At 73.7% G+C, this 12,883-nt stretch carries 12 protein-coding genes; 8 read left to right on the forward strand and 4 right to left on the reverse strand.

Features of this window, described 5'->3' with window-relative positions; genetic code table 11:
- Window positions 1-19: 19 nt before the first annotated feature.
- The 4 genes from IW256_RS02960 to tsaD all read left to right on the forward strand — a co-directional run bounded on the left by IW256_RS02960 (window position 20) and on the right by tsaD (window position 3,337).
- Complete coding sequence (locus IW256_RS02960) at window positions 20-940, forward strand: hypothetical protein (protein WP_197009475.1); 921 nt, start codon at window positions 20-22, stop codon at window positions 938-940.
- 116 nt (window positions 941-1,056) lie between these two features.
- Entirely contained in the window at window positions 1,057-1,743 is a 687-nt protein-coding gene (gene tsaB, locus IW256_RS02965; protein WP_197009476.1) for a tRNA (adenosine(37)-N6)-threonylcarbamoyltransferase complex dimerization subunit type 1 TsaB, read from the forward strand.
- The gene (gene rimI / locus IW256_RS02970) at window positions 1,740-2,303 is read left to right on the forward strand and encodes a ribosomal protein S18-alanine N-acetyltransferase (RefSeq protein ID WP_231403620.1); all 564 of its coding nucleotides are present in this window, start codon (window positions 1,740-1,742) and stop codon (window positions 2,301-2,303) included. Before tsaB ends, rimI begins: the two co-directional genes overlap by 4 nt.
- A complete protein-coding gene (gene tsaD, locus IW256_RS02975) occupies window positions 2,300-3,337 on the forward strand; it encodes a tRNA (adenosine(37)-N6)-threonylcarbamoyltransferase complex transferase subunit TsaD (protein WP_197009477.1) in 1,038 nt (345 codons plus the stop codon). The genes rimI and tsaD overlap by 4 nt, the downstream gene beginning before the upstream one ends.
- Before the next feature lie 126 nt (window positions 3,338-3,463).
- Here tsaD and IW256_RS02980 read toward each other — a convergent pair whose 3' ends face one another.
- The 3 genes from IW256_RS02980 to IW256_RS02990 all read right to left on the reverse strand — a co-directional run bounded on the left by IW256_RS02980 (window position 3,464) and on the right by IW256_RS02990 (window position 8,135).
- Complete coding sequence (locus tag IW256_RS02980; RefSeq protein ID WP_197009478.1) at window positions 3,464-4,444, reverse strand: phosphotransferase family protein; 981 nt, start codon at window positions 4,442-4,444, stop codon at window positions 3,464-3,466.
- 207 nt (window positions 4,445-4,651) lie between these two features.
- A complete protein-coding gene (locus tag IW256_RS02985; RefSeq protein ID WP_307828716.1) occupies window positions 4,652-6,253 on the reverse strand; it encodes a hypothetical protein in 1,602 nt (533 codons plus the stop codon).
- A gap of 580 nt (window positions 6,254-6,833) precedes the next feature.
- On the reverse strand, window positions 6,834-8,135 hold the full coding sequence (locus IW256_RS02990; RefSeq protein WP_197009479.1) for a class I SAM-dependent methyltransferase: 1,302 nt from the start codon (window positions 8,133-8,135) through the stop codon (window positions 6,834-6,836).
- A 260-nt stretch (window positions 8,136-8,395) separates the two neighbouring features.
- Between IW256_RS02990 and groES the strand changes: the two genes are divergently transcribed.
- The 4 genes from groES (at window position 8,396) to IW256_RS03010 (ending at window position 12,299) form a co-directional block, all read left to right on the forward strand.
- Window positions 8,396-8,704, forward strand: a complete 309-nt coding sequence (gene groES, locus IW256_RS02995; protein WP_425549719.1) for a co-chaperone GroES — start codon at window positions 8,396-8,398, stop codon at window positions 8,702-8,704.
- Window positions 8,705-8,804: 100 nt separating this feature from the next.
- Entirely contained in the window at window positions 8,805-10,436 is a 1,632-nt protein-coding gene (gene groL, locus IW256_RS03000) for a chaperonin GroEL (protein WP_197009480.1), read from the forward strand.
- A 361-nt stretch (window positions 10,437-10,797) separates the two neighbouring features.
- Window positions 10,798-11,376, forward strand: a complete 579-nt coding sequence (locus IW256_RS03005; protein ID WP_197016060.1) for a sigma-70 family RNA polymerase sigma factor — start codon at window positions 10,798-10,800, stop codon at window positions 11,374-11,376.
- Entirely contained in the window at window positions 11,373-12,299 is a 927-nt protein-coding gene (locus tag IW256_RS03010; RefSeq protein WP_197009481.1) for a hypothetical protein, read from the forward strand. Before IW256_RS03005 ends, IW256_RS03010 begins: the two co-directional genes overlap by 4 nt.
- Window positions 12,300-12,311: 12 nt before the next feature.
- Here IW256_RS03010 and IW256_RS03015 read toward each other — a convergent pair whose 3' ends face one another.
- Window positions 12,312-12,701, reverse strand: a complete 390-nt coding sequence (locus IW256_RS03015; RefSeq protein ID WP_197009482.1) for a DUF5319 domain-containing protein — start codon at window positions 12,699-12,701, stop codon at window positions 12,312-12,314.
- Between the last annotated feature and the right edge of the window lie 182 nt (window positions 12,702-12,883).

Consider the following 12,883-nt stretch of genomic DNA (forward strand, 5'->3'; position numbering starts at 1 on the left):
TTCCCTCCGGAGGGTTCCGGTGAGTGGTGACCATCGCGGCGACTACGGGTACGGGCCGTCCACCAGCGGGGAGTACGACCCGCGCAGTGGCGAGCACCGGACGGTCAGCGGCGGCTACGCCATTCCCGGAAACGAGTACGGGACCCATGGGGCTCCCGGCGGCTCCCGGCGCGGGCGGCGATCCTCGAGCCGCCGGTCGTCGGGAGGCGGCGGCCACCGTTCCGGCACCGGAAGCCACCGCATCGTGCGCGAGCGCAAGCCCGCGCGGCGGCTCGCCACCGTGCTGGTGGGCGCGGCGGCCGGGGTCGGCGCGTGCGCCCTCGCCGCCTTCCTCATCCTGAACGGCGTCGGCGCGGGCGAGCGGAAGGACGCGGGCCAGGTCGTGGGCAGCGGCGCGGCGGAGAGCTCCCCGATGTCCAAGTCCGAGCGCACGATCGTGCCCGACTCCTGCGAACTGCTGGACGAGGGGGTCGCCGGGAAGCTGGCCCCCGGCGCCAACCGCACGCACGCCGACAACTACCAGAGCAGCGACCAGCAGAACCAGTGCGTCTGGGGTGCCTACACCGGTGACCGCAAGCGCCAGCTGACGGTGGAGCTGCGGGCCGTCGAGGCCGCGCAGGGCCGGTCCGCCACCGACGTCGCCCGCGCCACGTTCACCTCCGAACGGGGCGCGGACGAGTCCGGCAAGGCGTTGCTGGCCGGGCAGGAACTCACCGACAAGACCCCGCTCGACGGCGTCGGCGACGAGGGGTACGTCGTCTACAGCGTGGACGACGGCCAGGGCTCGGGCGAGGCCATCGCCAACGTCCGCGCCGGGAACGTCCTGGTGACCATTCACTACTCGGGCGGTAACAAGGGTGAGCCCCTCGCCTCCTCCGACGCGATGAACGGCGCGACCGAGGCGGCCAAGAGCATCCTCGAAGGGCTGAGCGCGAGCTGACCGCGGGCCGACCGGCCCGGCCCGGCCGGACGCACCGGCCGGACGTACCGGCCCGGACCCGGAGGAAGCCGCCGGACGGGCGGTGGCGAGCGCGTCCTGCAGTACGCTTTCAATCCGTGCTGGTCTTGGCTTTTGACACCGCGACGGCCGCGGTCACCGTGGCCCTGTACGAATGGTCCCCGGGCGAGGGCGTGCGCCGCCGCGGATCGGTGGAGACCGTCGACCGGCGCAGGCATACCGAGGTGCTCACGCCGGCCATCGCCGAGGTGATGGCCGAGGCCGGGGCGTCCCCCGACGACCTGAGCGCGATCGCCGTCGGCGTCGGGCCCGGCCCGTACACCGGGCTGCGGGTCGGCCTGGTCACCGCGCGGGCGATGGGGGAGTCGCTGCGGGTGCCGGTGCACGGCGTCTGCACCCTGGACGTGATCGCCTGGGCCTCCGGGCGCACCGCGCCGTTCGCCGTCGCCACCGACGCGCGCCGCAAGGAGGTCTACTGGGCCCGGTACGACTCCGCCCGGTCGCGCACCACCGAGCCCGCCGTCGGCCCGCCCGCCGACGTGCTCGCCGGGGGGCCGGAGGGCCTCCCGGTCATCGGCGAGGGCGCCGCCCTCTACCCCGAGGTCCTGGGCACTACCGGGCATGACGCGCAGCCCCTGCTGCCCACCGCGGGCGCGCTGGCCGAGCTGGCCGTGACCCGGCTGTCGGGCGCGTCCGGGCCCGCGCTGCTGCCGCCCGAGCCGCTCTACCTGCGCCGTCCCGACGCCAAGGAACCCGGCCCGCGCAAGAAGGTGACGCCCCGATGACCCGTCCACCCGGCGGCGCGGGCCCGGACGCGGGCCCGGACGCCGTGGCCCTGCGGCCGATGACCGCCGCGGACCTGCCCGCCGTCCTCGAACTCGAACGGATCCTGTTCCCCGAGGACGCCTGGTCGGAGGCGATGCTGCGGGAGGAACTGGAGCACCAGCCCGCCACCCGCCACTACGTGGTCGCCGAGGTCGCGCCGGAGGCCGGCGGCGGGCTCGCCGGTTACGCCGGGCTCGCCGCGTCCGGCGGGCAGGGCGACGTCCAGACCATCGGGGTGCTGCCCGCGCGGCAGGGCACCGGGCTCGGCGCGGCCCTGCTCACCGCGCTGCTGGACGAGGCCGCGAGGCGCGCCTGCGATGAGGTATTCCTGGAGGTACGGGCCGGCAACGACCGGGCCCAGCGCCTCTACGAGCGGTTCGGCTTCGAGCGGATCGGCGTACGCAAGCGCTACTACCAGCCCTCCGGTGCCGACGCCATCGTGATGCGCCGCCAGCTCCACGCCGCCCGGCCCCGTCCGAACCACCCCATCGGCTTCTCGCGGGAGGACCAGTCACAGTGATCCGAGACTCCGAGCCCCTGGTGCTGGGGATCGAGACCTCCTGCGACGAGACGGGCGTGGGGATCGTCCGGGGCTCCACCCTGCTGGCCGACGCCATCGCCTCCAGCGTGGAGGAGCACGCGCGGTTCGGCGGCGTCGTCCCCGAGGTGGCCTCGCGGGCGCACCTGGAGGCCATGACCCCGACCGTGGAGCGGGCGCTGGCCGACGCCGGGGTGACCTTCCGGGACGTCGACGCGTTCGCGGTGACCGCCGGGCCCGGCCTCCCCGGGGCCCTGATGGTCGGTGTGGCCGCCGCCAAGGCGTACGCGCTGTCCCTGGGCAAGCCGCTGTACGGGGTGAACCACCTGGCCGCGCACGTGGCCGTCGACCAGCTCGAACACGGTCCGCTGCCCAAGCCGTGCGTGGCCATGCTGGTGTCGGGCGGGCACTCCTCGCTGCTGCTGGTCCCCGACATCGCCACCGAGGTGCGGTCGCTGGGCGCCACCGTCGACGACGCGGCGGGCGAGGCGTTCGACAAGGTCGCCCGGGTGCTGGACCTGGGGTTCCCGGGCGGGCCGGTCATCGACCGGATGGCGCGGGAGGGCGACCCGGCCGCGATCGGCTTCCCGCGCGGGAAGTACGACGACGGTACCTACGACTTCTCCTTCTCCGGGCTGAAGACCGCCGTCGCGCGCTGGGTGGAGGCCAGGGAACGCGCCGGGGAGCCGGTGCCGGTGGCCGACGTGGCCGCCTCCTTCCAGGAGGCGGTGGTGGACGTGCTGACCCACAAGGCCCTGAAGGTCTGCCGTGACAACGGGGTGAAGGACCTGCTCATCGGCGGCGGCGTGGCGGCCAACTCGCGGTTGCGGGCCATGGCCCAGGAGCGCTGCGACGCCGCCGGGGTGCGGCTGCGGGTGCCGCGGCCCAAGCTGTGCACCGACAACGGCGCCATGGTGGCCGCGCTCGGGTCCGAGCTGGTGAGCGCGGGCCTGGCGCCGTCGGAGCTGGACCTGCCCGCGGACTCCAGCCTGCCGATCGGCTCGATCACCCTCTGACGGGTCCGGACCCGCTACCCGCTCCGAGCCCACCCGAGGCCCGCCCGAGCCCGCCCGAGCCCGTTCTGAGGCCATCCGAGCCCGTCCTGCGCCCTCTCAGGACCCCTCTAGCCCCCTCTGGCCCCTCTAGGCCCCTGGCGTGGACGGGCCCAGCTCGGCGAGCAGCGCGGCCAGGTAGTCCTCGACCAGCGGGATCTTGGCCTCGTCGAGGATCCGGCCGTCGTCCTCGGGCAGCAGGTCGAGCAGGCAGCGGACGTCCCAGTAGGGGTGGTGCGGGTAGCCGCCGGAGACCTGGTCGAACTTGGTCAGGAAGCGTTCGGCGGCGGGCGGGCCGTAGCGCAGCGCGAGGGCGAGCCGCATGTGGGCGATGTCGACGGCGGCGGGCCCGTAGGAGGTCTCGGACCAGTCGACGATGCCGGTCAGCCTGCCGTACGACCACAGCGTGTTGTCGGGCTGGTAGTCGCGGTGGATGAAGCGGTAGGGGGCGTCCGGCGCGGGCCCCGCCGCGGCGGTGAAGGCGCGTTCCCACAGGGAGGGACGCTGCGCGCCGCGGGGCGCGGCGGGCCGGTCGAGCCGGTTGTACGGGACGTACGGGGGCATCGTCGACGCGCCGCCCCGGGCGTGCACCGACAGCAGCGCGGCGGCGAGCTGGATGAGGTATTCGGGCAGGTCGTCGGGGGCGGGCCGGGGCGGATGGCCGACCAGCCGGCTGATCAGCAGCGCGGGGGCGTCGCAGTAGGCGCCGGCGGGGTCGGCGGCCACCAGCGTCGGCGTGGGGACCTCGCAGCCGGTGAGCAGGGTCAGCGCCGCGATCTCGCGCTCGGGCGAGAACTCCGGGTCGGCGGAGCGCGCGAGGCGCCCGCCGGTGCCACCGGACGGGCCGCCCCTGCCGGGGACCCAGCGGCGCAGGACCAGCCGGTGCGGGCTGCCCGAGCGGCTCTCCACCAGCAGCGCGTGGTTGGCGTGCGCGCAGCCGCCCGGAAGCGGGCGGATCATGCGCACCTCGGCGCCACGGCCGAGGCACTCCTCCACCCAGCGCAGGGTGGCGCGGGTGGGCGGGCTGCCGGCCGGGCGGCAGGGTGCCGATGCGTGGGTCACGGCATCCATGAAAACGGATCCCGAGGGGTATTGGGAGTGATTTTGCGAAGACGGAACGTAACAAAGTGCACGTCATCGTGGGCCTCCGTCCGTTACTCTTCGGACTCTTCACTGGAAGCCGGACAAAGCGTCGGGTGATCGGTCAGGGGCGCCCCTCGCCTGCGGCCCGCCGCGGGCGCCCCCGACCGAGATCGTTCCGGGACCGTTCCGGGGTGCTCAGTCCTTGCCCTCGCGGCGCGGGCGCAGCAGCGCCTCGGCCAGGGCGAGCACGGTCTCCTCCAGCGTCGACAGCCGCTTGAGCATGTCCTCGTGGACCGAGGTCACCTGCTTGGAGACATGGTCGTGGACGGCGTCGACCTTCCTGCCGACCTCGTCCTGGACGGTCTCGAACCGCCGTCCCACCTCCGCCTGGACGGCCTCGGCCCGCCGCCCCACCTCGTCCTGCACCCCGTCCACCCGCCGGGTGAACTCCTCCTGGGCGCGGCCGACCCGCCGGCCGACGTCGTCCTGGAGGCCGCCGACCTGCTTGGCCACGCCCGCGTGCACCTCGTCGATGCGCCGGCCGACGTCCTCGTGCACGCTGTCCACCTGCTTGGACACCTCGCCGTGCACCGACTCGACCTGCTTGGTGACATCGCTGTGGACCAGTTCCACCCGGCGGGAGACGGTGTCCACCTGGGCGGTGAACTCCTCCAGCGCCCCGTCGACCTTCCGGGCGACCTCGGCGTGGATGCCCTCGATCCGCTCCCGCACGTCCTCCTGCACGTCCTCGAACCGGCGGGAGAACTCGTCCATGCGCCGGGCCACGTCGCCGGAGGCCGACCGGGCGACCCTGGACAGGGTCGCCTCGACCTCGTCCCGGTCCGGCCGGGCGCGCAACTCGTCGATCAGGGGGTCCACCGCGTCGGCCAGCCGCTTCTCCAGCGCGTCGAACCGGTGCCCCTGGTCGAGCGCCGGCCGTTCCACCAGCTCGGTCACCATCCGGTGCAGCTCGCCGACCCGCAGCGCGGCCGGGAGACCGGCGACGCGCTCGTCGACGCCCTTGATCCGGCCGTCCAGCCCGGCCAGCTTGCCCGACAACCCCTCCAGCCGGCCGTCGAGACCGTCCAGCCGCCCGTCCAGGCCGTCCAGCCGCCCCCCGACGCCCTCGACCCTGCCGTTCACCGCGTCCAGGCTCTGCTCCACGCGTTCGGCCACCTCGCCGAGGGACCGGTCGACCCGCGTGGTGACGTCGTCGATCGAGTGCTCCAGCCGCTCGGCCCGGTGCCCCAGCTCGGCCAGCGACTTGTCCAGCCGGTTGAACCGGACCGACGCGGCCTCCAGGCTGCCCTGGAGCCGGTCCAGCCGTTTGGACATCTCCTCCATGTGCCGCGACGCCTGGCGGGTGGCGTCGGTGATCTCCTTCGCCGTGTCGGCCACGCCCTGGATGCGCGACAGCCCCTCGTCGACGTTCTCGGACACCGCCCCGACGTCGGCCCACAGCGCCGGCAACTCGGCGACGGGCCTGACCCGCTCGCCCACCGCCTCGATGTGCTCGGCCAGCCCCTCGGCCCACTCCGGCGGCCTGCCGAGCAGCTCCTGGACCTGGCCCCGGACGCCGTCGAGCTGGCCGGTGAGGCCGCCGACCTCCCGCTCCCGCTCCCGCACCTCGCGGAGCAGCCACTCCATGCCCTCCAGCCGCTGGCGGATCTCGTCCAGGACCTGACCCTGTGAGCGCTGTTCATAGACGTGGTCCTGCGCCGCACGGGCGAGCAACTCCCGCATCCGGTCCGAAACCGGCTGACCCCCCGTCTGCAGGAAGTTGTGATTCGTTTCCACCCGATGCTCCTTCGTGTGCCGTCGCGTTCTCAATGGCGCGCGGCAATCAAATCGTGAAGCGCCAACTGTAGTGCGCGCGACCCGCGCGGCTAACGGCGATCAGAGAACGTTAGGAGTTCCGTGGAGCGCGCTTGTTGTGCGGGCGGCGGAACTGAAGGACGTACGTGTTGAAAGGGATATTTCTAAGATGTCAGGAGGAGGGGGTGAACGCGGTAAGTGCGGCGAGGCCGTCAAGGAGAGCGGGAGGCCGCCGGCGCGGCCGGTTCCGCCTTCCCGGAACGCTGGAGAGGTGCCCGCCGGAGAGGCTCGTTCCCGTTGCCGCGGCGGGCCTGCGGCCATGATCGGCACAGGTCGTTCCGAGGGCGTTCCTGCCGCGGGGAACGGCGCCATGGATTCTCGGCCGAATGTTTCGCCGGCCCGCTTTACCGGTCGCCGGACCCGGTGAATACCGGCACGCGCGCACCACCGTAAAAATCTCAGGATTTGCTCGTCCGTGGGATGGCGCCCGGCCGCACTTGGCATTGTCGTCCAAGGGAAGATCTTCGGTCAGCGCGCCGGGTCGATCAGCGCGCCGGGGTGGTCAGCGCGCCGGGGTGGTCAGCAGGGCGACCGGGGCACGCCCCACCCGGGTGAGCACCAGCGTCAGGGCCGCCGCGCCCCCGCCCGCCGCCCGGCCGGACGCGCGCCGCCCGAAGCCCAGGTCGTGCCGCAGCCGCTCGGGATCGACCGCCGAGCCTCGCTTCTTGATCGTGAGCGTCCCGACGCCGCGCCGCCGCAGCTCCCCGCGCAGCCGCTTCACCGAGAACGGCAGCACGTCCTCGATCTCGTACGCGGCGGCGAACGGGGTCGGCTCCAGAGCGTCGGAGGTGATGTAGGCGATCCGTGGGTCGGCGAGCCGCCCGCCGACCCGGGCCGCCACCTCGGCCACCAGGTGGGCCCGGATGACCGCGCCGTCCGGTTCGTACAGGAACCTGCCCCAGTCGCCGACCGGCGGATCGCCCAGCCCCGGCTCCGGCGTGAGCGTCCGGACCTCTCCGGGGCCGGACGGGATCAGCGTGGCGCGGCGCGCGGCGTCGCCGGCCAGCCCGCCCAGCCAGAGCGCGGCCTCCTTGACCTCCCCGCCGACCGAGATCCACTCCGCCTCCAGCGGCCCGCCCGCCGAGGCGGGAACGCCGTGTTCGGGGCCGGGGGCGTCCCAGAGGGCCTCGTACGGGATGCCGGGCGCCACCTTGACGCAGGCCGCCGGAACGCTTCGGGCCATCGCCAGGACCGTGTCCAGCGGCGGCTCGTACGAACGGGGGTCGAAGACGCGGCCCCGGGCGGTGCGCCGCCCGGGATCGGCGAAGAGCGCCGCGTACCCGCGGGGGTCCTCCCCGGTCGCGTCGCCCACCCGTACGGACGCCAGGTCCTCCAGCCCGAACGCGGCCACGTTGGCGCGGGCCACCTCCGCCGTCAGCGGGTCGAGCTCCACGCCCTCGCCCTGGCAGCCCGCCCGCGCCCGCGCGATCAGGTCGGCGCCGATCCCGCAGCCGAGTTCGAGCACCCGGTGAACGTCGAGGGAAGGACCGGCGCCGTTCCCGGACGCGCCGAGGTACGCGGCGAAGCGGCGGGCGCGGTGGGCGGCGACGCTCGCCCGGGTGGACTGCTCCAGGCCCGCCTGGGTGAAGTACATGGCGGCGGCGTCCGTCCCGAACTTGGCGCGGGCCCGCGCGCGCAGCCGTATCTGGGTGAGCGCGGCCGACACCAGCTCGGCGGGGTACTCCTCGCGCAGCCGCGAGGCCGTGGCCAGCAGGGCGTTCTCGGTCACGTCCGAGCGGGCGGCGGCCTCCAGGGCCTGCTGCCCGGCGGGGGTGCGGAGGTCGCGGAACGCCTGGATGTCCATAGGCTGGACGTTAGCGCCGGTGGCGCGGGGTGCGGACGGACCGGGGAACCGGGCGGGCGGCTCGGCCTGTTCGTGTTGACGGGCCACCGGGCACGGAATAGTCTCCATGACTGGCACTCTCAACCTGAGAGTGCCAACCACAGCGACAAGGTCGGTCTGGCACCCGCGACGACAGGCCGGTCCAGGGTCGCCTCTTCTGTCACAAGTGCCGGTCGGCCAGCCTTGGCCGGCCGAGGACCAATCGAAGGGGAGGTCAGATCGTGACGACCGCCACCAAGGTTGTTCTCAAGCCGCTGGAGGACCGCATCGTCGTCCAGCCGCTCGAGGCCGAGACCACCACCGCGTCGGGCCTGGTCATTCCCGACACGGCCAAGGAGAAGCCCCAGGAGGGCACCGTCCTGGCCGTGGGCCCGGGTCGCATCGACGACAAGGGCGAGCGTGTGCCGCTCGACGTGAGCGTCGGCGACGTTGTGCTCTACAGCAAGTACGGCGGCACCGAGGTCAAGTACAACAACGAGGAGTACCTGGTCCTCTCCGCCCGCGACGTTCTCGCGGTCATCGAGAAGTAATCACCCGAGACGTGATGCACCGCCCCGGTCCGGCCCGTTAGAGGGGGCGGCCGGGGCGGTCGCGTGACAGCTCGCCGTACACGAAAGTGGAGTATCCCGCATGGCGAAGATCCTGGAGTTCGATGAGGACGCTCGCCGGGCTCTTGAGCGCGGCGTCAACGCCCTCGCCGACGCCGTCAAGGTGACGATCGGCCCGCGCGGCCGCAACGTCGTCATCGACAAGAAGTTCGGCGCGCCGACGATCACCAACGACGGCGTGACCATCGCCCGCGAGGTGGAGCTGGAGGACCCCTACGAGAACCTGGGGGCCCAGCTCGCCAAGGAAGTGGCGACCAAGACCAACGACATCGCCGGTGACGGCACCACCACCGCCACCGTGCTGGCCCAGGCGCTGGTCCGCGAGGGCCTGCGCAACGTCGCCGCCGGCGCGTCCCCGCTGGCGCTCAAGCGCGGCATCGACGCCGCCGCCCGGCACATCTCCGACCAGCTCCTCAAGACGGCCCGCGAGGTCGACGAGAAGGGCGAGATCGCGCACGTCGCGACGATCTCCGCGCAGGACGCCCAGATCGGCGACCTGATCGCCGAGGCGTTCGACAAGGTCGGCAAGGACGGTGTGATCACCGTCGAGGAGGCGCACACCTTCGGCCTGGAGCTGGAGTTCACCGAGGGCCTCCAGTTCGACAAGGGCTACCTGTCGCCGCACATGGTCACCGACCCCGAGCGCATGGAGGCCGTCCTGGAGGACGCCTACGTGCTGATCGTGGACGGCAAGATCTCCAACGTGCAGGAGTTCCTGCCGCTGGCCGAGAAGGTCGCCCAGACCAAGAAGCCGCTGCTCGTGGTGGCCGAGGACGTCGAGGGCGAGGCGCTGGCGCTGCTGGTCGCCAACAAGATCCGCGGCACCTTCCTGTCGGTCGCGGTCAAGGCCCCCGGCTTCGGCGACCGCCGCAAGGCGATGCTGGGCGACATGGCCACCCTGACCGGCGGCCAGGTCGTCAGCGAGGCCATCGGCCTGAAGCTGGACTCGATCGGGCTGGACGACCTGGGCCGGGCCCGCCGGATCACGGTCACCAAGGACGCCACCACGATCGTGGACGGCTCCGGCGCGCAGGAGGAGATCGACGCCCGGGTCAACCAGATCAAGGTGGAGATCGAGAACAGCGACTCCGACTGGGACCGGGAGAAGCTGCAGGAGCGGCTGGCCAAGCTGGCCGGCGGCGTCTGCGTGCTCCGGGTCGGCGCGGCCACCGAGGTCGAGCTGAAGGAGAAGAAGCACCGCCTGGAGGACGCCATCTCGGCGACCCGCGCGGCGATCGAGGAGGGCATCGTCTCCGGCGGCGGCAGCGCCCTGGTGCACGTGGGCAAGGAGGGCTTCGACGCCCTCGGGCTCTCCGGCGACGAGGCCACCGGCGCCGAGGCGGTCCGCCGCTCGCTGGTCGAGCCGCTGCGCTGGATCTCCGAGAACGCCGGCCAGGAGGGCTACGTCGTGGTCTCCAAGGTGCAGGAGCTGCCCGCGGGCCACGGCTACAACGCCGCCACCGGCGAGTACGGCGACCTGATCGCGCAGGGCGTCATCGACCCGGTGAAGGTGACCCGCAGCGCGGTCACCAACGCCGCGTCCATCGCCGGCATGCTGCTGTCCACCGAGGTCCTCGTGGTCGAGAAGCCGGAGGAGGCCGACGAGGCCGCCGCCGGCGGCGGCCACGGGCACGGTCACGGGCACGGTCACTGACCGGTCGCGGAACGAAGGGGAGGTTCCTGCTCGAACGGGCGGGGACCTCCCTTTTGCATTCAATGCGAAGAATGATAAATATGTCGTGATTTATCCCTTTTGTAACCCCGTGCGGCCTGACGCGGAGTGTTCCGATCACGTTGCGGAACGCCGAGGGTGCGATGCGTGATCGTTGGGGCCACTTCCGCACACTGTGACCATTCCGTTGTCGGCCACAAGGGAGACAGGCCCCGGCACGCTGGGCATCATGCTCAACGTGACCGAGGGAAGCTTCGCCGGGAACGCGGCCGCACGCGCTGTCGACACCTCGGAGGGGCTGCCCCCTCCACCGCCCCGCGATACCGGCCGCGGGACACGGGCGCTGCGTCCGGCTAAAGCCGACGAAGGGGACCTCAGGGAACTGACGAACCTTGCCGTCCAGGGTGACCCCAGCGCGATCGAATCGCTCATCAAGCATGTCCGCCCGATGGTCGTGCGCTACTGCCGCGCCCGGCTCGGGAGGGTCTCGGGGCAGTACCACATCGCCGACGACGTGGCGCAGGAGGTCTGCATCGCCGTGCTGTCGGCGCTGCCCCGCTACCGCGACATGGGACGGCCGTTCGCGTCCTTCGTCTTCGGCATCGCCGCGCACAAGATCGCCGACGCGCTGCGCAGCGCCGTCCGGGCGGCCGTGCCGACCGAGGATCTCCCCGACGGGCCGGACGACCGGCCCGGCCCCGAGGAGACCGTGGTGCGCCACATCGAGGCCCAGCGCGCCCGTGACCTGCTGACCCGCCTCCCCGAGAACCAGCGCGAGCTGGTCCTGCTGCGGGTGGTGGCGGGCCTGTCCGCCGAGGAGACCGGTAATGTACTGGGCATGTCCGCGGGAGCGGTTCGGGTCGCGCAGCACCGGGCGCTGGCCCGTCTCCGGGCGATGGCCAGAGAGGAGTCGATCGCTTGACGGAACGGAGCCAGGGCGGCCCGGATCCGGCAGAGCCTTCGACCCGCGGTGCCGCGTTCCCGACGCCGCCTTCCGACGCGCCTCCCACGGCGTCCGCCCCCGGCGGGAGCACCGAACGTCCCGCTGCCACGGCGCCCCCTGGCTGGGACCTGACCGCGGTCCGGCGGACCGACGCCCTCCTGGACGCTCTGGCGGGACGGGGCGCCGCCGCCACTGAGGCCGCCGCGGGCACCGCCGATCCGGCCGTCCGGCTGCTGCACGCGCTGATCAGGGACGTGGACGAGGAGCCGCCCCGGCGGCAGGCGTCCCCCGGCGAGCGGCCCTCGCCGCCGAACGGCCCGCGCCGCCGCGGCTCCCGCACGATCGTCGCCCTCGGCGTGGCCGGCGCCGTGCTGGCCGGCTCGGGCGTCGCCGCCGCGGGCGGCGAGCCCGGCGACGCCGCCCAGGGCGCCAACGCCGCCGGCACCCCGCCGGGCGCGTACGAGTCCGGGCCCGGACGCGCGGAGGCCGGCAAGGCGGACGCGTCCGCCGCGCTCCGCCCCGGTGCCCCGGTCACGCCGCGGCTGGTGGTCGTGCCCGCCGCCGCCCGGGACGACGACCGTCACGGGGCCGAGGCGCAGCGGAAGGGCCCCGCGTCCGGCCCCGGAGGCGAGGCCGGCGGGCCCCGCGGCGTGCCGCCGCGCGTGACCCACGGCGACGAGGACCGCCCCGGCCGCCCGCCCCACTCGTTCCGCCACGCGTTCGACACCTGGCGTGAACGCTTCGGCGGTCCCGGCCCGGAGTTCTCGGCGGAGCCGCGGCCGGAGGGATCCGACCGGACGCACCGGCGGGCGAAGAAGGGGCGGGACGAGGCGCGGGGGCGGGACGGCGGGCCGGAACAGAGGGCCCCAGGACGCGGCCGTGGCGGCCGGGACCGGCGCTGATCCCCTTCGGGATCAGGGAGTGTCGCGTCCCTCTTCGCTGTCGATGACGCCGTCGACGTAGCCCCGGGCGTACTCCCAGCTGACGTAGTCGACCGGGTCGGGGGAGAGGGCGGGCTCGTGCACCCGCGGCAGCCCCTGGTCGAGCAGGTGGCGCAGATTGCCGTGCAGCAGGTCCCAGTCGATGTAGTGCGGCTTCCCGCAGTCGCCGCAGTCGACCGTGAGCCCGCGGACGCCCAGCGGCTCCAGCAGCGCCCGGAAGACCTCCAGATCGGCCAGGTCGGCCAGGACGTCCTCGCGCTCGGCCACGCTCAGGGGCGCGACGTCCTCGCCCGGGTCGCCGAGCGAGGCGGCCGGGTCCTCCGGGTCGCCGGCGAACGGGTCGAGCGGAGCGTCGTCGTGCACACCCCCACGCTACTGCCACGCCCCCCGGTCGGTGCACCCCCCGATTTCATCCGGACGCGAACCGCCGTGCCGGGCCCGGCGTGTCCGCGTCCCGGATCGTGCCCGGTCACGGGCGCGCCGCGGGCCGGGCACGGGGACCGGAACGCCGCCGCCCAGGGGCGTCACGGCCCGTCCGGAGCGCC

Origin of the sequence: Actinomadura viridis (assembly GCF_015751755.1) — a bacterium.
GTDB classification, from domain to species: domain Bacteria; phylum Actinomycetota; class Actinomycetes; order Streptosporangiales; family Streptosporangiaceae; genus Spirillospora; species Spirillospora viridis.